This is a genomic window from Alteromonas sp. DYW1, from assembly GCF_059752595.1.
Genome location: NZ_CM186038.1, coordinates 300,863 through 321,082 on the forward strand (window position 1 = coordinate 300,863; position 20,220 = coordinate 321,082).

Below are 20,220 nucleotides of genomic sequence, written 5' to 3' on the forward strand. Positions count from 1 at the left end.
GAGAAGGGCGCTCGAAAGCATCGTAAGACTATTGCCCTTCAGTGGATTAACAGGAACTAAGCAAACTCACTTCAACTTAGCTAATATTGAACAGCAATGTTGTATGATGCTGGCATTAGTTTTTTACAGGAGTATTTATTTTTTGACTCGCATTGGTGTTCTCTCACTTGGATTAGCGGTTTGCTTGGGGAGCTGGGCTATGCCAGCAGACGCTAACTTCAGCCAAAAGCTCGACATACAGAGTCGTCTCGATAAACGCTCTGACCGTTCCGTAAGGTATCAGTATCGTGCACGTTATTACCCTCAATTTACCTTTGATGATAAATGGAGTGCACATGCATTTGCTGTAACTGGCGACGATTTTGGTTCGAGTCATAATACTGTAGACGACGGCGCTGCAGACTACTTCTATATGCGTCGCTTGTACCTGCGTCATCAAGATACCTATGGTAAGACTGAATTAGGCGTTATACCGACATACAAGGGGCGAGTTTCGTCATCAGGACTATCCAAAGATGGCTGGATTTCAGGATTACGTCATGTTCGGCAACTGGATGATAGTAGTCAATTTGAACTCGTCGTTGGGCAACTCAATGAACTGGATCCAGCGCGCGCGCTGGATGCTCCAGATAAACTCGATTATATTGAATTAGAGTACTCGGCGCGCATGGACAAACGCAGCAGTTACGAATTTAGTCTTGAGAGAATGACAGCAGCGAACTTTGTGCGCAGTGAATTTCGTTATAAGTTGTTGCCGGAACACACCTTGTTCGCCGAATGGGTCAAACGTGCTGACAACAGTCAGTCTAAGGTTGTGCTTGGATTAGAAGGAAATCTGGTTTTGGGACAACAGCCAGTAGAGTACTTTGCTCATTACTCTTATGTCAGCTCTGGATTTGGATTACGAGCTGAACTCACTGAGGATTTTCTCGGTGATGGTCATGGCATGTCAGCAGAACTCAGTGCAGACATCGGAACAACGGACTTTTCTTGGTTTACGCGAATAGATTTAGTTGAGGGGCGTTCCCGCCTGTTAGCGGGATTTAGTTGGTCGTTCCGCTCATAAAAAAGGCCCACACTAGGTGGGCCAAACAGCAAGAACGCGTACACACTTCAACAGTGCAAAATCATTTACGCACGATACTTGGCTTTGGATCTAAAATTTATCAGTCAATTATGAGGAAAATGCGCGCCTGTGAATAAAGGTTAGTGTCATGCACATTTCAGCGGCTCTATCGTCTTGCTCTTTGGATTAAAGCCTTTTTCATGAAGCCAGTTTAGCGCGTCTGCGGGACATTCAAAATGTTGATATACCTCCGAGTTTTTACTGGTTTCCATGGCGGCAGACAAAATAAAATCTTTGATCCCACTGTTGGCATAGACCAACGCATCACAAGCTAAACGATGGGTTTTGCACCATCGTTCAAGTTCACTTATTAGTTTTATGCAATCGGGTGTGGCAAGATCCCACCCATCTAGGTAAGTGATATGTCCCCATGGTGCATCCGCAATAGGTTTGGCGACAGTTTTAAAATCCTTGCAGTAGGCCTGGGTGGTGATCACGTCATACTGGCCTTTGACGACTGCAACTAAAACATCGTTCTCGCGCCAAAGGTGGTAATGCTTTGTCTTAATCTCATCCATTGAAATCATACCTCGTAGCTATTCTTAGATAAACGTAGTCAATTCATGAGGTCTTGCAAATCAACACCGCGTTTTTGCGTTAACTGGCATTTACCACAGGAATTTGATCGGCTCTTTGACATTTCACGTAAAATCTACAGGCAGTATCAATCGGTAAACGTTTATGTTTGGTTTCTTAAAAACAAATCCCACGAAAAAACTACGCAAGCAGTACGATAGAAAGCTAGAACAAGCCATGTTAGCGCAACGCAACGGTGATATTCGGACCTATTCAAGACTCACCGAAGAAGCGGAAACCCTATGGCAGAGTATCCAAGCCATAGAGGCCAGTGACGATGGTCGCTGAAGCTGATAAATCCAGGATCATCGAGATGGCTTGGGAAGATCGCACACCGTTTGAAGCGATTGAGCAACTCTATGGTTTATCTGAACCCTGCGTTATTAACCTGATGCGTCGTGAACTGAAACCAAAAACTTTTAAAAACTGGCGTGCACGCGTTAGTGGGCGCAATACTAAGCATCTAAAACTAAGACCGGCAGGGATCGAGCGCGGGTACTGTCCTACGCAATACAAGCTGGGGCGGGGGCGCTAATTCCGGTTCGCTTGGTCACGTAACTCGTGAATAATGCTAAGTAATTCTGCTGCGGCTTGTGCATCTGACATAGCGCGGTGATGACGCTGCATTTGGATGTCGAAGTGCTGAGTTAAATTGGCTAAAGAGTAAGATTTTAGTCCAGGGTTAGCTTTACGCATTTCGGCACAGGTACAAAACTTCGGTCGTCGAAAAGTGGCTCCGATGCGCTCAAATTCTTGGCGAATAAAACCATAATCAAAATTTACATTGTGCGCCACAAAAATGCAGCCTTCAGTAAATGCCGCAAAGTCTTCAGCGATCTCTGCAAATACTGGAGCATCTGCGACCATATCATCATTAATCCCAGTTAATGCGGTTATGTTTGCAGGTATCCGACGTTGCGGATTAATTAAGGATTGCCATGTCGCGACGGTTTCACCGTTAATACGTTTGACCGCGCCAATCTCGGTGATACGGTGAAAGCGAGACTGCCCGCCCGTCGTTTCAATATCGACCACGACATAGGGTTGTAGCGGGTCTCGGCACCATTCAACTTTGGTGATCCGAACCTCAAAACCACACTCATTCAAACGATTGATCGAAACGAGTTGGTTGCGCCGCAAACTATCACCAGGGGCTTTTATCTCTTCAAAGCGCAGCTGTTTATCGGCAATTACCATGAGGTCTGGAAAACCATCCTTGAGACTTGAATAGTCCTGACTCATGGCTCGCAGCAATGCTAAATAGTGTGTTGGCTCAGCGTAATCAAGTAAGTATTTGATAGGTTCAAGTAAGCGTGCATGCCATTGAAACAATGAATTCACTTTGCCGTAATGGCGCGCGCTGGAGGCAACGAGATGCTGATGAAATTTAACCGGATCTTGCCAGTCCAGTAGGCGTTGTTCGATTTTGTCTGCATGGTCCTGATAAAGCCTGTTTTCGAGCAGTACTTTGGGGCGGATATCAAATTCATTGCTCAGTGAATGAGCGTCATCGGCATAGATGATGTCCCAAAAACTCAAACCAAAAAGCGTTAACCATAAGCGATTTTCTGTGCGCAGAGCCAATGTCTCTTGGCGCTGATAATAATCAACCACCCCCCGCTCTACATGACCCATATAGACTTCGTCAATGGGTAATATCGAACTGGTTTGCTGTAATAAATCAGTTAACCGACTCGTGCGCTTTTGTTTAAACTTAAGTGCTAGGAAGTCTTTGGCAAACACTAATAGTTCTTCACTGGGCGGATCAAAAATTATTTTTTCTAGCTGTTGTTGTACTCGATCTTTATCACCGTCTTTATAGATTTCGCGGATCCATTTCTCTTGTGCTGCGTCTAGTTGCGATGTGGCTAATAAGCTCAACGCATAAGGCCTATCAATTTCAAGGAAAGCTTTGCCGCATAGCCAAAGTACTTCGTCGCGATAACGTTGAGCAAGGTGTCCAACGGCTGTAGGAAGTGCTGCTAACCTGATATGTAAGGGGTGGGTCGTAAGGCTGTCCTTCATCTCGTCACGCAATTGAGCATAGCTAAATGCAGACTGTGCTTCTGCAATCTCACTAAAGTGTGATTGCGCATTGCGGCTATCTTTGCGTGTGCGCATTATGCCAAGGTCGCGCATAGAGAATTGGGTTAATGTGCCGCGTGTATGGCCAAAGAAAAGAAACATGAAGTAGGTAAAAGTGGCATCGAAATCACGCAGCCAAAAACGTTCTGCTACTCCCGATGGCAGTGCTTGCTGCGGCAATAGCTGTTGTTTTGCCAGTTCAAGGAGTTGGCTTTTGGAATAAGCCGACGGACACCGAATACCTTGCTCGCGAAGCGCGGATACTAAGTCTGATTTGGTCAGTTGCGGTAACACTCTGGCAATGTCTCGCGCTTCTATATTGCGTAACCATCCCAGTTCAAGCACATCCTTTATGGCGTCATCATTGGCAGAAATCTCCGGATAATACAAACTTGCACGCGTGATCAGGGGGTGCTTTCGGTTGGCCAGGCGCGCCACTACACATTGGCTATTCATGGGGAGTTCTTGAAAACGGGATAACCAATGTTTGTGTTCAGGAGCAAGCAAATGCTGGCAAGGCCCTGCAATATAGGCCAAACACTCCTTAAAGTTGTCTAAATAGTAATAGGTAGGAAGTTGCTTCACACCAAACCATGCACGATAAAACTGTATTTATATACAGTTTTATCGTGAAAGTAAATCTACTGTTTGGGCTCTCGAGTCTGCACGCGCTGCTTGCCGAGCCAAGCAAAATGTGTGGCTAGTTGCTCATCAGCTTTTATATCTGCCAGTGAATTGAACCGCTTGGCAAGTTCCATTTCTGAATAAAAACGGTGTAATGCTTTGTGACATGGAGCGCAAATCATGATCCCACTGTTCAATTCTTGCTTGGAGTAGTGCTTTTTAAAAAAGCTACGGCGATGCATTTTACGCGGGATCAAGTGATGAAATGTTAAGTGCATGACACGCAAACACAAAGGGCATTGGCCATAGTTCTTGGCTCGACTGTTTTGCGTAGCAATGCAATCCATTTACTGTTAACACCCGTAAACACTGTGAATCTTTATGTTAATAGCACTGCGGTTCAGTGCTGGCGACAGTGGTTTTTACTTTATGACTAGATAACAGGATCGCCATTCTTTATGAGTTTAACTGAAGCAGCGCAATTTGAGTGTCCTTATTGTATGGCTTACAACGATTTAGACATTGACCAACAGAACGACATTGGCCAACAACAAGTGGTCGATTGTCAAATCTGTTGTCAGCCGATTGAGCTAAGCGTTCATACAACTGAATTTGGCTTGGAAATTATAGCGAAGCGTGACGATGAGTGAGTGCCTCATTAATGCCAGTGATATAGCGCAAATGCCGCAAAGGTATCGCGCCGAATTCATCAACAGTTTATCGGGCTTTAAAAGTGCCAATTTGGTTGCGACTCGGAGTAAGCAGGGTGTCGATAATCTAGCGATTGTTAGCAGCGTAGTGCATATCGGCGCTAACCCACCTTTGTTGGGAATGATCATGCGCCCCCATACGGTGCAACGTGATACGTTACAGAACATCAAGGAAACCGGTGTTTATACGCTCAATGCCGTGACTGAAAGCATGATTGAACGGGCTCATCAGACATCTGCGCGCTACTCCTATGCAACGAGTGAGTTTGATGCAGTCGGATTTGAACGCCAGCAAACATCGGTTATCGCGGCAAGCTATGTTGCTGAATCTCCGCTGAAAATGAGCCTTGAAGTGCAGGATATTCAGTACCTCGCGATTAATCAGACGGAGTTAGTCATTGGGCAAATCGTTGAAGTGGTTTTAGCTGATGATTGCATCGATAAAACTGGATATTTAGACATTGAGCAATTAGGTAGTATCACGGTTAGTGGACTGGTAAGTTATCATAAAACCCAACGATTGAGCGCCTTTGCGTATGCAAAACCTGATGAACCAGTGCAAGTGTTGGATTTAATTAAGAGAGAGTTAAAATGATCCCCAACTTAGATCAATTATTGGTTGTATGCGGTATCGTCACGGTAGTGGTTTTTGGTGTTGTGTACGTTATGGTCAATATACTAGGCTCCAGTCAACAGTCAGAGTTGGATGAAGATTAAACGAATTGATCCGTGGATGATATGGATCAAAGTCCCACAATGTTTTCGTTGGCATTGAACCGGTTTACACGTATTCTCGTATCAAAATAACAAAGGCTCACCCACCGGTGGGCCTTTGCCGTTTTTGGGTTTTGTAATTAAGAATGATTCGTGTTTTCAATCATTTAAGAATGGTAATTTTTTAATTGAAACGCTTAAGGAGCGCTCAATGAGTAATGTTAATCGTCGCGATTTTTTAAAACTCTCTGGCACTGGTTTGATCGGTTTGACGTTAGGGGGAGTTTCCTTGCGTGCGAATGCGCAAGAGCAGTTGAGTGTTGATGATCCTACTGCCAAGGCCCTGCAATATACGCATGAGTCAACGGTTGAAGGAGCAAATTGTGCCAACTGCATGTATGTGCAAGGAGATGCCGGTGCCGAGTGGCGCCCATGTGCAATATTCCCGGGCAAACAAGTAAATGCCAAAGGTTGGTGCTCTGCATGGGTTAAAAAACCGGGTTAAGTTTTTTCGAAGGTGTATCGAGCTACCTATCGTGCACCTTCATCACTTAATTAGAATTTTTTACCGATTGTATTGGGCGCCAAATCGCGTCATCCTTTTGCCAAGCGTTATTGGTAAGCGCTGCCGGCATCAATTCAACCGTGACTTTATCTTGTAATGCAGCTGCAGCATTCAATACAGCCTGATCGTTCCACTGACTACCGATCATGCTAATACCCAAAGGTAAGTGTTTGTAATTGCCCATAGGGAGAGTGACGTGTGGATAGCCTGCGATGGCTGCAGCCCAGCCAAAACCCAGCCAGCCCCAAGGACCATGATCACCATAAATGCCGTCAATCATAAATGCGGGGTTGTTACTGGGCGCGACGAGTAGCGACACATTATGTTCAGCAAGTAAGCGGTCAATGCCACCAGCTCGAGTTGCTTCTTGAACCAATTCAAGGGCGTTAAGGTATTCTTGGCTATTCAACGATGGTGCGTTGCTTGCCTTCTCAAAAATAGACTGGTCAAACAAGCTCAACTCGCGTGCAGAGGTTGAATTGAAACGCATCAGATCATTTAATGAGTGTGGTTGCTCTTGCTGAGAAGTCGAGGCCAGATAAGTGTTTAAACTTGGCTCAAACTCACTAAGAAGCACTTGATAGGAAGCGTCCCAAAAACCGTCTGGGGTGTCAAAGTCATTGATTTCGACTAAGTGAGCTCCTGCTTCAGTCATGGCTGCTAAGGCTGCATTAAAAGTTTCAATGATTATTTGATTTTGGCCTTGTTCTGCGCGCAAAACGCCAATCCGCAAGCCATTTAACGAAGGTGTCAGGGGGTGCTGGAGAGCAGCTACCTGTGTTTCTGTTCCTTTGCTCAACGCATCTAATTTATCTGGACCTGCCATTATTGCTGCAAGCAACTTAGCATCCTGCACAGTTTTAGTCATTGGTCCTGCAGTATCTTGACTGGGGGATATCGGCACGATGTGAGTGCGGGGTAACAGCCCTACCGTTGGTTTATAGCCAACGATCCCATTCATACTGGCAGGACAAATGATAGAACCATTGGTTTCAGTGCCAATCGCAAGTGGTGCAAAGCCGGCGGCGACGGCAGCGCCTGAGCCTGAAGACGAGCCGCAAGGAGAGCGGGCAAGATCGTGTGGATTTTTTGTCTGTCCACCCACGCCACTCCAGCCGCTAATAGAGTCTTCCGAGCGAAAGTTAGCCCATTCCGATAAATTGGTTTTGCCCAGAATAATCAGTCCAGCGGCTCGAAGTCGCTGAATAATCGGCGCGTCGCGCTGAGTGTAGTTGTTTACCAGTGCCAGCGACCCTGCTGTGGTAGGCATACCTAGGGTGTCGATATTGTCTTTGACTAGGATTGGGATGCCATGCAAGGGGCTCAGTACTTGCCCTTGTGCGCGCTGCTGATCCAGTTTTTGAGCTTCTTCAATTACGTTTGGGTTGAGCGTTAATACACTCTGGATCCGCGGACCTGCCCAATCAAGCTGCTCTATTCGCTGCGTGTAGTGTTTGACCAGCTCAACGCTAGTAACATTTCCAAGCTCCAATTGTTTGGCTAATTCAACAGCATCTAACTGCCACCACTGCCGATCACTAGTGTGCTCACGCGGATTGAATGCACAACTGCCCATGCTAAATGTTAAACATATCAGGAGTAAATATTTCATGAACCTACCTCATGAGTCTGGATTGTTGAGTAAATCCACTAAATTAAATTGCGCTAGAATTTGAGTGTATGTTCCGTCTACTAAAGTAAGCGCTAACTCTCGGTTGAAGTTATACCTGAGGTCATCATCAACGATTCCAGCAGCATATTTGCTGGTAGGAAATAAGCGGTGAATACGAACGGCTTTATCACGTAGATCTGGACTCAATTTTTGCCGGAAGTGACGGAATATATTTTCATCCATGATACCCACATCGACGCTCCCGCGGAGCAGGAGTGCGACCTGGTTTTGTTGATCAGGTAGTTCAAGATAGTCTGGACGGTTGGCAACAGCATTTGCGTAACGTTCACCTAAAACGGTTCGTGCAGTCTGGAAGGCGACGACAGAATGATAATTCAACGCCTCAATCGTGGTTAAGATAATATCATTTGAGACTAGCGAGATAGCCACGTTTTGGTAGGCAATGTAGGGATCGGTTAACCAATCAGGATCAACATCATGAAATGTGTTCATGGTTAAGCCAATATCGACCTGACCGCTTTTTAACATGCTTGGTGTACGGCCAAAAGGGATATAGATCACCGTCATGGTGTGCCCAAGCTGCGCTAAAATGTGGCGAGTTAACTCAAGTTCAAAGCCACTGTCTGTATCACGAATTACGTAGGGGGGCTTATTCCATCCGATCGCAACTGTAACTTCCTTCGCATTGAGTGCTGCAGGCATGACAGCTATGCATAGCATGCAGATAGCTGTTAAAACTGAGCGGCAAAAACGGGTTAACAAAAACATCAAGCCTTGTCGCGAATGAATAAAAATTACAATTAGTTTGCTACTATACGCAAAACGACAAAAAAGAGAATCTTTATGGCCTGGTTGCAACTGATCATTGACACCCATCCCACGCGCGCTGAGGCAATCAGTGAGTGGTTGAATTTTCATGAGGCGCAGGCCGTGACCATGGTGGATGGCAAGGATACCCCAATGTACGAGCCTAAACCGGGTGAAGTGCTCTTATGGCCAGATACCCGTGTGATTGGATTGTTTGCCAGTGACGTCGACATTCAGGCGTTGGCCGCAAAACTACAAAACTCCGATTTGCTTGATGCCAGCGACAAGCTGAAAACCGATCAGCTCGAAGATAAAGATTGGGTGCGTGAGTGGATGGACAGTTTTCATCCTATGCAGTTTGGTGAGCGCTTATGGATTTGCCCAAGTTGGCGTGAAACCCCTGATCCAAGTGCGGTCAATGTGTTGCTTGATCCGGGGCTGGCATTTGGCACGGGCACTCACCCTACCACAGCACTGTGTTTAGAATGGTTGGATGGTATTGATGTGACTGATTGCCAGGTGGTGGATTTTGGTTGTGGCTCAGGCATATTAGGCGTCGCAGCGTTAAAGTTAGGGGCTGCCCATTGTATTGGTATTGATATCGATCCGCAGGCATTGCTCGCAACCAAAGAAAATGCGAAGCGCAATCACGTTGATGATCGATTTGATGTTTACATGCCGGAAGAGCAGCCGCAACTGGCTGCCGATGTCGTGGTAGCGAATATTCTCTCAGGCCCACTATTAGAATTACGTCCAATCATCACTGATTATTGCCGCATCGGCGGTCAGCTCGTGCTCTCGGGTATCCTAGCCGAACAAGTTGCCGACATTGAAAAGCATTATGCTGAGAATTTCGATTTGGCACCATCTAAAGTCAGTGGCGAGTGGGCGCGGGTGAGTGGTACGCGCCGCGTTTAAGTATAAAAAACTTGGTCAGACCACCATTTAAATGTCAAGCCCCTAAGACAAAATATTGTGCAAAAAATAGCCTTTTCATTTGCGTGAAAATCCGTAAAATGCGTCCCTCTTTGCAAGGTAGGTCGTTTTTTGAACAGTTCATTGCTAAAGCAACTCACTATTGGTCACTATCAACTCGACAATAATGTCTTGTTGGCGCCTATGGCGGGAGTTACTGATAGACCGTTTCGGCAAATGTGCAAAAAAATGGGCGCTGGCTTGGTGGTTTCGGAAATGTTGTCGAGTAACCCTGATGTTTGGCGCACCACCAAATCCTTAAAGCGCATGGATCACGCGGGTGAAGTGGGTGTTCGCTCAGTTCAGATCGCTGGCTCAGAACCTGCCTTGATGGCACAAGCTGCACAATTCAATGTTGAAAACGGTGCGCAAATTATCGACATCAACATGGGCTGTCCAGCTAAGAAGGTGAACAAGAAGCTTGCGGGCTCTGCCTTGCTACAAGATCCAGAGTTGGTAGAGCGAATTGTTGATGCAGTGGTACAAGCGGTTGATGTTCCAGTCACGTTGAAAATCCGCACCGGTTGGAATCGCGATAATCGTAATGGCGTTGAAATAGCCCGTATTGCCGAAGACAAAGGAATTTGTTCCTTGGCAGTGCATGGTCGTACACGCGAGTGTATGTATAAAGGTCAAGCTGAGTACGACACCATTGCTGCGATTAAGGCCGCGGTCAAGATCCCAGTGATTGCCAACGGAGATATTACCAGCCCAGAAAAAGCGGCAGAAGTGATGCGTAAAACGGACGCTGATGGCGTAATGATTGGGCGCGGAGCGCAAGGAAATCCTTGGATTTTTAAGCAAATTATTGAGCATTTTCAAACCGGAAGAAAGGCTCAGTTGCCATCGCTTGATGAGCAACATCAAGTACTGCGCGAGCACGTTATCAATGTGCAGCGGTTTTATTCAGGGATCAGTGGTGTACGTATTGCACGCAAGCATGTGGGATGGTATCTCGCAGAGCGTGACACTGATCGCCAGTTTCGCAGTTTTTTCAATGCGGTCGAAACGGATGTCGAACAATTGGAAGCAATAGATAATTTTTTCCAGCAGCTATGCGAATTAGACGTTTCAAGTGCTGCATAATTTAAAATTTTATAACTGAGCAGGTAGTATATGTTCGATCAAAATATAACTTCACCATTTACCACAACAGTAACGACGCCTTCACAAACGTTAGCTGAGAAGCCATTACGTGATTCTGTGAAGCAGGCCGTTGCCAAGTATTTGAAGGAGTTAAACAACAACGATATTGATAACTTGTACGAGTTAGTGCTGGCTGAATTAGAAGCACCGTTGTTAGAGGAAGTTATGAAGTATACTCGTGGCAACCAAACTCGAGCTTCAGTATTGATGGGTATCAACCGCGGTACCTTGCGCAAGAAGCTAAAGCAGTACGGCATGAACTAAGTCGTATGCGTCGAAAAAGCACCCTCGGGTGCTTTTTTTGTTTTGAATCTTTCCTCGTTCAATTTCTAGTGTAGAAGATATTCACCATGGCAAACCCAATCCAACGTGCTTTACTCAGTGTTTCCGACAAAACCGGTATTCTTGAATTTGCTCAGCAATTGCATCAAGCCGGCGTTCAGCTTTTATCCACCGGTGGAACGGCTAAACTTCTTGCCGATAATAACCTCCCTGTTATTGAGGTGTCGGAGCATACCGGTCACCCCGAAATTATGGACGGTCGCGTTAAAACCTTACACCCGAAGATCCATGGCGGCATTTTAGCGCGTCGCGGTCAGGATGAAGCTGTGATGACCGAGAATGGAATCTTACCTATTGATTTGGTGGTAGTTAATTTATACCCGTTTGCCCAGACTGTGGCAGATCCAAACTGTCCATTGGAAGACGCGATTGAGAACATCGATATTGGTGGGCCGACAATGGTTCGTGCCGCCGCAAAGAATCACCGGGATGTCACCATTGTGGTTAATGCTGCAGACTACGCTGCCGTGCTCGCGGATATGCAACAGAACGAGGGCGCCGTTAGTCCTGCTTTGCGCTTTGATTTAGCCGTTAAAGCTTTTGAACATACCGCTGAGTATGACGGTATGATTGCCAATTACTTTGGTGCACGCTTGGACCAGGATGAGCAACACGAGCACACTGAGGACTGTCACCACAGCGAGTTCCCGCGCACATTCAACATACAATTAAGTAAGAAACAAGATTTACGCTACGGTGAAAATTCGCACCAGCAAGCCGCTTTTTATGTTGAGAATCAGGTCCAGGAGAATTCGGTAGCCACCGCGCGTCAATTGCAAGGAAAAGCACTCTCATTTAATAACATCGCAGACACTGATGCTGCACTGGAATGTGTTAAGGAATTTGACGAGCCCGCGTGCGTTATCGTCAAGCACGCCAATCCCTGCGGCGTTGCTTTGGGTGACTCAATTTTGTCTGCCTATGAGCGAGCCTATCAAACTGACCCTACATCGGCATTTGGTGGCATTATTGCGTTTAACCGCACGCTAGATGCGGCAACGGCTGAAGCGATTATTTCGCGCCAGTTTGTTGAGGTTATTATTGCGCCTGAAGTTTCTGATGATGCCCTTGCCGTGTGTGCGGCAAAGCAAAATGTTCGAGTGTTGGCCTGTGGTGATTGGCAAGGGCAGCTGACCGAAGGCTATGATTTTAAACGTGTAAATGGCGGCCTACTTGTGCAGGAGCGTGATTTTGGGATGGTCGAGCAGGACGAATTGCAGGTAGTTACCAAAGTACAGCCAACGGCCGAACAGCTGAAAGACCTTATGTTTACTTGGAAAGTGGCTAAGTACGTTAAGTCCAACGCGATTGTGTATTGCAAGGATGGTATGACTATTGGCGTTGGTGCAGGCCAAATGAGCCGCGTTTATTCTGCTAAAATTGCCGGAATCAAAGCCGCGGATGAAAACTTACAAGTGGAAGGTTGCGTGATGGCGTCTGATGCTTTTTTCCCGTTTCGAGATGGGATAGATGCAGCAGCTGCAGCGGGCGTTAAAGCGGTTATTCAGCCGGGTGGTTCAATGCGTGATGAAGAGGTCATTGCGGCAGCAGACGAACACGGCATTGCGATGGTCTTCACCGGTATGCGCCATTTCCGTCACTAATTGCAGGACTAGATAGGAACAAACTATGAACGTGTTAATCATTGGTAGTGGCGGACGCGAGCATGCGTTAGCATGGAAGGCCGCACAATCAGCAGGTGTGACCCAGGTATATGTTGCGCCAGGTAACGCCGGAACTGCACTTGAAGCAAATATTGAGAATGTTGATATTGGTGTAGAAGATATTGACGCTCTGCTTACGTTTGCGCAAAACAACGCTATTGATTTAACCATTGTCGGGCCAGAAGCCCCGCTGGTTATAGGTGTGGTTGATGCGTTTCGTGCTGCGGGCCTGAAAATTTTTGGCCCAACCCAAGCAGCGGCGCAGTTGGAAGGTTCAAAAGCTTTTACCAAAGACTTCCTCGCGCGGCACAACATTCCAACGGCTTTTTACGCGGTATTTACTGAGGTAGAACCCGCTTTAGCCTATGTTAAGCAGCATGGAGCGCCGATTGTGGTTAAAGCTGATGGCCTTGCCGCAGGCAAAGGTGTGATTGTTGCCATGACAGAAGAGGAAGCTGAGGCCGCTATTCGCGATATGCTTTCTGGCAATGCGTTTGGAGAAGCTGGCAGTCGAGTGGTTATTGAAGAATTCTTAGACGGTGAAGAAGCTTCATTTATCGTTATGGTGGATGGTGAAAATGTGTTGCCTTTTGCCACGAGTCAGGACCATAAACGTGCCTTTGATGGTGATACCGGGCCAAACACGGGCGGCATGGGCGCGTATTCCCCAGCCCCTGTGGTGACGTCGGAAATTCACCAAAGAATTATGCAAGAAGTCATCGAGCCTACAGTAAAAGGGATGCGTGATGAGGGCAATGAGTATACGGGTTTTTTGTATGCTGGTTTAATGATCATGGCGGATGGGACACCGAAAGTGATCGAGTATAACTGTCGCTTTGGTGATCCAGAAACTCAGCCAATCATGTTGCGCTTACAATCCGACTTAGTGCAGTTGTGTGTAGCAGCTTGTGATAAACAGTTAGCCTCACAATCGATAGCGTTTACGCCCCAAGCAGCCGTTGGTGTAGTACTCGCTGCTGGTGGGTATCCGGGCAGTTATGCCAAAGGAGAGGTCATTCAAGGTCTGGATAAAGCCAGTACCATTGCTGGAAAAGTGTTTCATGCCGGAACTAGCATGCACGGTGCGCATGTTGTGACCAATGGCGGCCGAGTGTTATGTACCACAGCGCTGGGTGATACTGTTACGCAAGCCCAACAAAATGCCTATACGCTGGTGGCTAACATCAATTGGCAAGATATGGCTTATCGTAGTGATATTGCCTATCGTGCGATTAAGCGCGAACAGGCATAGTCAAGCTTGTGTTTTTTCTGCGCTCACTCGAGTGGGCGCTAATGCCAGTCGCATAAAGTCCTCTATTCCTCGCTGTTGCCTCCCAGACAGGATAAGTCGCTAATTGGGGGGCGTTGATTGCTAGACATTATCGCTATCCTTGATTAGTGTTGTCCTATGCATCACCGCTAAAGTCACGCTTTTGAAAAACAGTTTAGGGTTAACTCTGCTTCTTCTGATTTGCGTATTCAGCCGATTGTCTGAGGCTGAAGAAGACGCGTCGATTATCAATTGGCAGACGTTCCATGCGCCGCCGTTATACATGAAATTAGGTGATGACCAGGGAGAAGGGTTTATTGATCTAATTTTGACGAATTTGTTTGCCAAACTCCCGCAATATGAGCACCGACAACCATTAACGACTCAAGCCAGAGCTATGTATGACATCCAGTTAGGCAAACAGGTTTGTCACCCAGCATTGTTTAAAAAGCCAGAGCGGGAAAAGTATGCTTATTTTTCAACGCCTTCACTTTTTACTCCATCAAATCGTTTGCTGGTAAGCGCTGACGCTGTGATGCATTATGAGTTGAGATCAGCGGTCGATTTAACTCAACTGTTAAATGATAAAACCCTTACCTTAGGCTTAGTTTCCGCACGGTCATATGGGCCACTCGCAGATCAATTACTGACTCAAGTGGAACCGTTACGGATCTTAAGAATGCCGGTCGAAAAAAGTGATGTTTTATTTACCTTAATCGCACGTAAACGAATTGACGCTACCATCGCATACCCATTCGAGCTTGCCTACTTCAATCGTGATGGAAATAAGCGTAGCGATATTGTTGCATTAGATATCAAGGGAATACCGCCGTACGCAATCGGACATGTAGCGTGCCCTAAAAACGCATGGGGTCAACAAGTGATTGACCACGTAAACGCTGCGCTTGCTCAACTTGTACGAACTGACGAATACCTTGTCGCAATGACTCGCTGGTGGGAGGATGAGCGTAAACGCCCTGAATTTGAGGCTTTTTATGTCAATCAATTTCTCGATGCTTATGGTGCAGCCGCTCAAGCTGAGGTGATGCCATGAGTAAACAGCGCTTTCGCCAGACTTTGTTTTATACCCTGCAACCCTACGATAGTAACAATAGGCAAGGCCGCTGGTTTGATTGGCTGCTGATCGTTTTGATCATTGCTAACGTCGTTGCTGTTATGCTCGAGACTTTGCCCGAATGGGAACACTACGGTGAATTTTTCGTTACTTTTGAGGCGTTTTCGGTAGCCGTATTCACTCTGGAATACTTAGCGCGGATATGGACCTGTACACTGGAGGATGAATACAGCGACAAACAGACATCATCTGTTGTTTACCGACTTAAGTACTTAATCCGGCCCATGTCGCTGATTGATTTGCTCGCTATCTTGCCGTTTTACCTCAGTATGTTCATCGCCATCGACCTACGTGTCTTAAGACTCTTCCGCTTGGTTCGTATGATTAAATTAGGTCGTTATTCAATCGCTATGCAAACGCTCCAAATGGTAATCGCTCGCGAGTATCGGGTGATTGTTGCTGCGTTGGGCATGCTTATGATTGTCATGGTAATCGCGGCTACCTCAATGTATCACTTGGAGCGTGCTGCTCAGCCGGAGCATTTTGGTAGTATACCCGACGCGTTGTGGTGGTCGGTTGTCACCCTAAGTACGGTTGGTTACGGCGACGTCGCGCCAATAACGCCACCCGGTAAATTTGTAGCAGGGCTTTTCATTTTGTTAGGGGTGGCTTTATTTGCGCTGCCAGCTGGTATCCTCGCTTCGAGTTTCACTGAACAGATGTCACTACGCCGCGATAAATTCCGTGCGCAAGTAATCAATATGTTGCACAACGGGCATTTGCAATTAACCGATGTGGATCGCCTTGAACATCTGCGCCGGTCCCTGCAATTAGATAAAGAGGAAGCACAGGCCTTGTTTGCCTCTATCCGGGCACAGACAAAGATTGCTAATGCGCGTGGTTTAACTCATTGTCCTCATTGTAAAAAGCTCATTATGAGTGGTGAGCGCCATGAACATCCAAATGAATAAAGCAGGTAAACCGCTTGATTATTGTCGTAGCGTTGCTTATAACTAATCCCCCCAAAGCACGCACTAGAGTACTATGTCAGTAAAGCATCCGATCATCGCTATCACCGGTTCGTCAGGCGCGGGCACGACAACCACTACGAATGCAATACGGCATATCTTTCGCAACCTTTCGGTTAACTCTGCGTCCGTTGCCGGCGACAGCTTTCATCGTTTTACCCGTCCGGAAATGGAAGTGGAAATTCGCAAGGCGCAAGAGCAGGGGCGGCATATCAGCTATTTCGGTCCAAAAGCTAACGACTTTGTGATGTTGGAAAATCTGTTTAAAGAATATGCTGAAACTGGGCGAGGTAAATTTCGTCAATATTTGCATACCTTTGATGAAGCGGTACCGTTTAACCAGATGCCTGGAACTTTTACCCCTTGGCAGGATTTGCCGGAAAATACCGATTTACTGTTTTATGAAGGGTTGCATGGTGGCGTAGCAACCGATGAAGCAGACGTTGCGCAACATGTGGATTTGCTGGTAGGCATGGTCCCGATTGTGAATCTGGAATGGATCCAAAAAATTGTGCGTGATACAACCGACCGTGGCCACTCTCGCGAGGCGGTCATGAGTAGTATTGTGCGTAGCCTGGATGACTATTTTCATTATATAACGCCACAATTCTCGCGCACCCACGTTAATTTCCAGCGCGTGCCAACAGTCGATACGTCTAACCCTTTCAGTGCCCGTGAAATTCCCAGCCAAGACGAAAGTTTTGTTGTCGTGCGTTTTCGTCGTGAAATGCGTAATGTTGATTTCCCTTATTTGCTGCAAATGATTGATGGTGCTTTTATGTCGCGTATCAATACACTGGTTGTACCGGGCGGTAAAATGGGACTCGCAATGGAGCTCATTTTGACTCCGCTGATAGAAGAATTGCTTGAGAAAAAACGCCGCGCAGGGTTTCAGGTCGACTGGCTACAAGATCGTTAAACTGTGCAATAGCGTGGAGTCCAACTGACGCAATCGATGTCACTGGGTAATACCCTCTAGGCTCAGAGTGTCAATTATTTGGTCAGCTAATTGTTGACTCCATACCTGGTATCCCTGTTCACTCGGATGGAAACCATCCAGAGCCAGTATCGCTGGGGATTGCGAAACTTCAATCGCACAATAATGGACACGAGGATGTGCTCCAGTTAGCCGCTTAAGTGCATTGTCAAATGCCTTGGCTCGCCTTCCTAAGCACCATCTAAGTGGTTGCGGTAAAGCCAAAAAGTAGTGCATTGGCGGTAATCCACAGGCAAATATTTTAGCCCCATCAAACAAGTGTTGGATGTCAGTAAATAAGGCATTTTGCTCTTTAATCCAGCGCTGTTGAGTGTGATTGGCAACAACGTGATTCACCCCAAATACAGTGATCACAGCAGTGTAGGATTGTGTGGCTATCTGGTGTAACCAGCGTCGGCCATCTGCGCTGGTCGCGCCCGTTTGGGCGAGTAGAGTTATAGCCACATCATAGGCACTCAACTGATGTGCCAGTTGACCTAATAATGCGTTCGCTTGATCCGTGGTACCGACGCCAGCAGCAGAGGAATCGCCTAATAAGAGAATTTGGTGTTTTGCTCGCGGACAGCCCCATTGGCGCTTTCCTTCAGGCTCAGGTAACACCGGTGTGATTTTGCGTACGCGTTTGCCTTGGTATATCAATATGGGAGCTAGCAATAAAAGGCGCAGGTAATGCAGCATGCAGTTTATACCTCATGTTTGACACAGGTTGTAACACTCCAGCTAAAGATTGTCGATAGCACCGACTTTTTTGTTTCAGCGTGATCCTTTATAGTCTGGTTAAGCATTTAGATGGATATCACTATGGGGCAAGAAACTTCCAAAATTTTAGTCGTAGACGATGATATGCGCTTACGCGCATTGCTCGAACGTTATTTGGTTGAACAAGGCTATCAAGTAAGAACGGCTGCCAATGCCGAGCAAATGGACCGTCTTCTGGAACGCGAAAATTTTCATCTTATTGTGCTCGATCTGATGTTGCCGGGCGAAGACGGACTTTCCATTTGTCGTCGTTTACGGCAAAAAGAAAACGACATACCGATCATCATGCTGACTGCTAAGGGTGATGAAGTCGACCGAATTATTGGGCTCGAAATGGGCGCCGATGATTATCTTCCTAAGCCATTTAATCCGAGAGAATTACTTGCCCGAGCGAAAGCTGTATTACGTCGCAAGGCGTCAGAAGCTCCCGGCGCGCCGAGCCAGTCGGAGCAGATTGTTGAGTTCGGTAGCTACAAGCTCAATCTTGCCACCCGAGAGATGAGTGATGATGGTAAGCCATTAAGTTTAACCAGTGGCGAATTTGCGGTGCTTAAGTCTTTGGTTACTCACCCGCGCGAGCCGCTGTCACGTGATAAGTTGATGAATCTTGCACGCGGGCGAGATTATAGTGCATTGGAACGTAGCATTGATGTTCAGGTCTCGCGTTTGCGCCGCATGTTGGAGGTTGATCCAGCGAATCCGCGGTACATTCAAACAGTGTGGGGATTGGGATATGTATTTGTGCCGGACGGTTCAGTGCCTGGAGAATAATTAACACTCTGCATGCGAATATTCCCTAAAAGTGCGTTTGGGCAAACCGTCTTTTTGATCGGCGCATTATTGCTGATCAACCAAGTTGTGTCTTATCTGGGCGTTGCTTACTATTTTGTGCGCCCCAGCTACCAACAAATCAGTGGTTTGATTGCTGACCAAGTGAACGTGATTTTACACGAAGAGATCCATTTGCGTGATGACGCAGATAAACAAGCCTTTTCGGAGCTCACCGACATTCATTTTTTTACCCGAGCTCAGGCTGATGCACAAGGACTAGCAGAAGCAACCTATTACTCGTTTATTTCAAATGCGGTATCGCGACGCTTGGAAACCAATGCCACCGTAATGATTGGCGTTCTGGAGGACGATGCAAGGGGGGAAAATTGGGTGGTATGGGTAAATACCCCGCGTGCGGCTAACACATGGTTTGTCTTACCGATGCAAGGCGTATCAAGCGGTGATTTGCCACCTATCACAATTGTGTTAATGGTGATTGGAGTGCTGAGCGTACTAGGTGGCTGGCTCTTCGTGCGGCGCTTAAATCGTCCTTTGCAAGCGCTTGAGGCTGCGGCCATGGATGTTGGGCGAGGACATTTCCCAAAACCCTTAGCGGAGGAGGGTACCAGTGAGTTAATGGCTGTGACCAAGGCCTTTAATCGGATGTCAAAGGGGATCAAGCAATTGGAGGATGATCGCACGTTGATGACCGCAGGCATCTCGCATGATTTGCGCACACCATTAACGCGTATTCGTCTCGCTACGGAAATGCTACCCGAAGACCAAGATTGGGTTAAAGACGGCATCGTGCATGATATTGAAGACATGAACGATATTATTGATCAATTTATTGATTACGCCCGCTTGGATCATAGTGAACAGCGGGAACTAGAAGATCTAAACGCAATTATTAATGAGTTGGTCAATGTTCGGCATTTGGATGAAGATCATCACATTGAGCTGCATTTAACGGAATTACCCAAAACCTTTATGCGCAAGATTGCAATTAAACGTGTGCTGGATAACCTGATTGAAAATGCCTTTAAGTACGGCAGTGCAGATATCACCATCAGTACCACATTGGACACTCGAGGAACCATGATTATTTGCTGTGTGCGAGACTTTGGGGCAGGGATCGAAGATGCTGACATAGAATCCCTGTTTTCACCGTTTGTCCGCGGTGACAAAGCGCGTGGCGCCGCTCACGGGAGTACCGGTTCGGGATTAGGGCTCGCAATCACTAAACGCATTATTGATATGCATGGCGGCGAAATTACTATTGAAAATCACAGTGGCGGCGGATTGAACGTTTGCTTCACATTACCTGTGGTCTCCCACCATCAACAGTAGTAA

At 46.7% G+C, this 20,220-nt stretch carries 23 protein-coding genes; 17 read left to right on the forward strand and 6 right to left on the reverse strand.

The annotated features are described in order from the left end of the window. Positions 1-199 precede the first annotated feature (199 nt). On the forward strand, positions 200-1,066 hold the full coding sequence (locus AC121Z_RS01355; protein WP_498126021.1) for a hypothetical protein: 867 nt from the start codon (positions 200-202) through the stop codon (positions 1,064-1,066). A gap of 146 nt (positions 1,067-1,212) precedes the next feature. On the opposite strand, the gene AC121Z_RS01360 is transcribed toward AC121Z_RS01355, so the two are convergent. Beyond that, positions 1,213-1,644: a hypothetical protein gene (locus tag AC121Z_RS01360; protein ID WP_498126022.1), complete on the reverse strand. Its 432-nt coding sequence runs from the start codon at positions 1,642-1,644 to the stop codon at positions 1,213-1,215. 163 nt (positions 1,645-1,807) lie between these two features. On the opposite strand from AC121Z_RS01360, the gene AC121Z_RS01365 reads away from it, so the two are divergent. Together AC121Z_RS01365 and AC121Z_RS01370 are read left to right on the forward strand one after the other, a co-directional pair. Then, positions 1,808-1,990 (forward strand): DUF6435 family protein, encoded by a 183-nt coding sequence (locus tag AC121Z_RS01365; RefSeq protein WP_498126024.1) that lies wholly within the window; start codon positions 1,808-1,810, stop codon positions 1,988-1,990. Continuing rightward, the gene (locus AC121Z_RS01370) at positions 1,980-2,237 is read left to right on the forward strand and encodes a TIGR03643 family protein (RefSeq protein ID WP_498126026.1); all 258 of its coding nucleotides are present in this window, start codon (positions 1,980-1,982) and stop codon (positions 2,235-2,237) included. The genes AC121Z_RS01365 and AC121Z_RS01370 overlap by 11 nt, the downstream gene beginning before the upstream one ends. Here the strand turns inward: AC121Z_RS01370 and AC121Z_RS01375 are convergent. Together AC121Z_RS01375 and AC121Z_RS01380 are read right to left on the reverse strand one after the other, a co-directional pair. Then, positions 2,234-4,372, reverse strand: coding sequence for an exonuclease domain-containing protein (locus AC121Z_RS01375; RefSeq protein WP_498126028.1), 2,139 nt, complete (start codon positions 4,370-4,372; stop codon positions 2,234-2,236). The two genes, AC121Z_RS01370 and AC121Z_RS01375, sit on opposite strands and share 4 nt — an antisense overlap. Positions 4,373-4,428: 56 nt before the next feature. Continuing rightward, on the reverse strand, positions 4,429-4,758 hold the full coding sequence (locus AC121Z_RS01380; protein WP_498126030.1) for a hypothetical protein: 330 nt from the start codon (positions 4,756-4,758) through the stop codon (positions 4,429-4,431). A 111-nt stretch (positions 4,759-4,869) separates the two neighbouring features. Here AC121Z_RS01380 and AC121Z_RS01385 point away from each other — a divergent pair, with 111 nt between their 5' ends. The 4 genes from AC121Z_RS01385 to AC121Z_RS01400 all read left to right on the forward strand — a co-directional run bounded on the left by AC121Z_RS01385 (position 4,870) and on the right by AC121Z_RS01400 (position 6,340). Continuing rightward, positions 4,870-5,061, forward strand: coding sequence for a zinc ribbon domain-containing protein (locus AC121Z_RS01385; protein WP_498126032.1), 192 nt, complete (start codon positions 4,870-4,872; stop codon positions 5,059-5,061). Next, positions 5,054-5,716 (forward strand): flavin reductase family protein, encoded by a 663-nt coding sequence (locus AC121Z_RS01390; RefSeq protein WP_498126034.1) that lies wholly within the window; start codon positions 5,054-5,056, stop codon positions 5,714-5,716. The genes AC121Z_RS01385 and AC121Z_RS01390 overlap by 8 nt, the downstream gene beginning before the upstream one ends. Then, entirely contained in the window at positions 5,713-5,838 is a 126-nt protein-coding gene (locus AC121Z_RS01395) for a hypothetical protein (RefSeq protein WP_498126036.1), read from the forward strand. Before AC121Z_RS01390 ends, AC121Z_RS01395 begins: the two co-directional genes overlap by 4 nt. 208 nt (positions 5,839-6,046) lie before the next feature. Continuing rightward, positions 6,047-6,340, forward strand: coding sequence for a high-potential iron-sulfur protein (locus AC121Z_RS01400; RefSeq protein WP_498126037.1), 294 nt, complete (start codon positions 6,047-6,049; stop codon positions 6,338-6,340). A gap of 46 nt (positions 6,341-6,386) precedes the next feature. Here the strand turns inward: AC121Z_RS01400 and AC121Z_RS01405 are convergent, their stop codons facing one another. Next, positions 6,387-8,012, reverse strand: coding sequence for an amidase (locus AC121Z_RS01405; protein WP_498126039.1), 1,626 nt, complete (start codon positions 8,010-8,012; stop codon positions 6,387-6,389). Positions 8,013-8,021: 9 nt separating this feature from the next. After that, complete coding sequence (locus AC121Z_RS01410; protein WP_498126041.1) at positions 8,022-8,735, reverse strand: substrate-binding periplasmic protein; 714 nt, start codon at positions 8,733-8,735, stop codon at positions 8,022-8,024. 141 nt (positions 8,736-8,876) lie between these two features. Between AC121Z_RS01410 and prmA the strand changes: the two genes are divergently transcribed. From prmA to AC121Z_RS01450, 8 genes are all read left to right on the forward strand, one after another. After that, complete coding sequence (gene prmA / locus AC121Z_RS01415) at positions 8,877-9,758, forward strand: 50S ribosomal protein L11 methyltransferase (protein WP_498126042.1); 882 nt, start codon at positions 8,877-8,879, stop codon at positions 9,756-9,758. A gap of 201 nt (positions 9,759-9,959) precedes the next feature. Beyond that, on the forward strand, positions 9,960-10,901 hold the full coding sequence (gene dusB, locus AC121Z_RS01420; RefSeq protein ID WP_498128116.1) for a tRNA dihydrouridine synthase DusB: 942 nt from the start codon (positions 9,960-9,962) through the stop codon (positions 10,899-10,901). 30 nt (positions 10,902-10,931) lie between these two features. Further along, positions 10,932-11,225: a DNA-binding transcriptional regulator Fis gene (fis, locus tag AC121Z_RS01425; protein ID WP_100642583.1), complete on the forward strand. Its 294-nt coding sequence runs from the start codon at positions 10,932-10,934 to the stop codon at positions 11,223-11,225. An 86-nt stretch (positions 11,226-11,311) separates the two neighbouring features. After that, positions 11,312-12,907, forward strand: coding sequence for a bifunctional phosphoribosylaminoimidazolecarboxamide formyltransferase/IMP cyclohydrolase (gene purH / locus AC121Z_RS01430; protein ID WP_498126044.1), 1,596 nt, complete (start codon positions 11,312-11,314; stop codon positions 12,905-12,907). Positions 12,908-12,932: 25 nt separating this feature from the next. Continuing rightward, entirely contained in the window at positions 12,933-14,219 is a 1,287-nt protein-coding gene (purD, locus tag AC121Z_RS01435) for a phosphoribosylamine--glycine ligase (RefSeq protein ID WP_498126046.1), read from the forward strand. Positions 14,220-14,400: 181 nt separating this feature from the next. Further along, positions 14,401-15,291, forward strand: coding sequence for a TIGR02285 family protein (locus AC121Z_RS01440; RefSeq protein WP_498126048.1), 891 nt, complete (start codon positions 14,401-14,403; stop codon positions 15,289-15,291). After that, entirely contained in the window at positions 15,288-16,283 is a 996-nt protein-coding gene (locus AC121Z_RS01445) for an ion transporter (RefSeq protein ID WP_498126050.1), read from the forward strand. Before AC121Z_RS01440 ends, AC121Z_RS01445 begins: the two co-directional genes overlap by 4 nt. A gap of 73 nt (positions 16,284-16,356) precedes the next feature. After that, positions 16,357-17,259 (forward strand): phosphoribulokinase, encoded by a 903-nt coding sequence (locus AC121Z_RS01450; RefSeq protein WP_100657922.1) that lies wholly within the window; start codon positions 16,357-16,359, stop codon positions 17,257-17,259. Positions 17,260-17,298: 39 nt separating this feature from the next. On the opposite strand, the gene AC121Z_RS01455 is transcribed toward AC121Z_RS01450, so the two are convergent. Continuing rightward, entirely contained in the window at positions 17,299-18,015 is a 717-nt protein-coding gene (locus AC121Z_RS01455) for an SGNH/GDSL hydrolase family protein (protein ID WP_498126052.1), read from the reverse strand. Positions 18,016-18,138: 123 nt separating this feature from the next. Here AC121Z_RS01455 and ompR point away from each other — a divergent pair, with 123 nt between their 5' ends. Both ompR and envZ read left to right on the forward strand, forming a co-directional pair. Then, positions 18,139-18,867: an osmolarity response regulator transcription factor OmpR gene (gene ompR, locus AC121Z_RS01460; RefSeq protein WP_498126054.1), complete on the forward strand. Its 729-nt coding sequence runs from the start codon at positions 18,139-18,141 to the stop codon at positions 18,865-18,867. A 12-nt stretch (positions 18,868-18,879) separates the two neighbouring features. After that, a complete protein-coding gene (gene envZ / locus AC121Z_RS01465) occupies positions 18,880-20,217 on the forward strand; it encodes a two-component system sensor histidine kinase EnvZ (RefSeq protein ID WP_498126056.1) in 1,338 nt (445 codons plus the stop codon). Positions 20,218-20,220: the final 3 nt, after the last annotated feature.

Excerpts from the sequence above, each read along its gene's own strand:
- AC121Z_RS01355 (WP_498126021.1), top strand. The coding sequence starts at position 200 with ATGCCAGCAGACGCTAACTTCAGCCAAAAGCTCGACATACAGAGTCGT.
- AC121Z_RS01360 (WP_498126022.1), bottom strand. The coding sequence starts at position 1,644 with ATGGATGAGATTAAGACAAAGCATTACCACCTTTGGCGCGAGAACGAT.
- AC121Z_RS01365 (WP_498126024.1), top strand. The coding sequence starts at position 1,808 with ATGTTTGGTTTCTTAAAAACAAATCCCACGAAAAAACTACGCAAGCAG.
- AC121Z_RS01370 (WP_498126026.1), top strand. The coding sequence starts at position 1,980 with ATGGTCGCTGAAGCTGATAAATCCAGGATCATCGAGATGGCTTGGGAA.
- AC121Z_RS01380 (WP_498126030.1), bottom strand. The coding sequence starts at position 4,758 with ATGGATTGCATTGCTACGCAAAACAGTCGAGCCAAGAACTATGGCCAA.
- AC121Z_RS01385 (WP_498126032.1), top strand. The coding sequence starts at position 4,870 with ATGAGTTTAACTGAAGCAGCGCAATTTGAGTGTCCTTATTGTATGGCT.
- AC121Z_RS01390 (WP_498126034.1), top strand. The coding sequence starts at position 5,054 with ATGAGTGAGTGCCTCATTAATGCCAGTGATATAGCGCAAATGCCGCAA.
- AC121Z_RS01395 (WP_498126036.1), top strand. The coding sequence starts at position 5,713 with ATGATCCCCAACTTAGATCAATTATTGGTTGTATGCGGTATCGTCACG.
- AC121Z_RS01400 (WP_498126037.1), top strand. The coding sequence starts at position 6,047 with ATGAGTAATGTTAATCGTCGCGATTTTTTAAAACTCTCTGGCACTGGT.
- AC121Z_RS01405 (WP_498126039.1), bottom strand. The coding sequence starts at position 8,012 with ATGAAATATTTACTCCTGATATGTTTAACATTTAGCATGGGCAGTTGT.
- AC121Z_RS01410 (WP_498126041.1), bottom strand. The coding sequence starts at position 8,735 with ATGCCTGCAGCACTCAATGCGAAGGAAGTTACAGTTGCGATCGGATGG.
- prmA (WP_498126042.1), top strand. The coding sequence starts at position 8,877 with ATGGCCTGGTTGCAACTGATCATTGACACCCATCCCACGCGCGCTGAG.
- dusB (WP_498128116.1), top strand. The coding sequence starts at position 9,960 with ATGGCGGGAGTTACTGATAGACCGTTTCGGCAAATGTGCAAAAAAATG.
- fis (WP_100642583.1), top strand. The coding sequence starts at position 10,932 with ATGTTCGATCAAAATATAACTTCACCATTTACCACAACAGTAACGACG.
- purH (WP_498126044.1), top strand. The coding sequence starts at position 11,312 with ATGGCAAACCCAATCCAACGTGCTTTACTCAGTGTTTCCGACAAAACC.
- purD (WP_498126046.1), top strand. The coding sequence starts at position 12,933 with ATGAACGTGTTAATCATTGGTAGTGGCGGACGCGAGCATGCGTTAGCA.
- AC121Z_RS01445 (WP_498126050.1), top strand. The coding sequence starts at position 15,288 with ATGAGTAAACAGCGCTTTCGCCAGACTTTGTTTTATACCCTGCAACCC.
- AC121Z_RS01450 (WP_100657922.1), top strand. The coding sequence starts at position 16,357 with ATGTCAGTAAAGCATCCGATCATCGCTATCACCGGTTCGTCAGGCGCG.
- AC121Z_RS01455 (WP_498126052.1), bottom strand. The coding sequence starts at position 18,015 with ATGCTGCATTACCTGCGCCTTTTATTGCTAGCTCCCATATTGATATAC.
- ompR (WP_498126054.1), top strand. The coding sequence starts at position 18,139 with ATGGGGCAAGAAACTTCCAAAATTTTAGTCGTAGACGATGATATGCGC.
- envZ (WP_498126056.1), top strand. The coding sequence starts at position 18,880 with ATGCGAATATTCCCTAAAAGTGCGTTTGGGCAAACCGTCTTTTTGATC.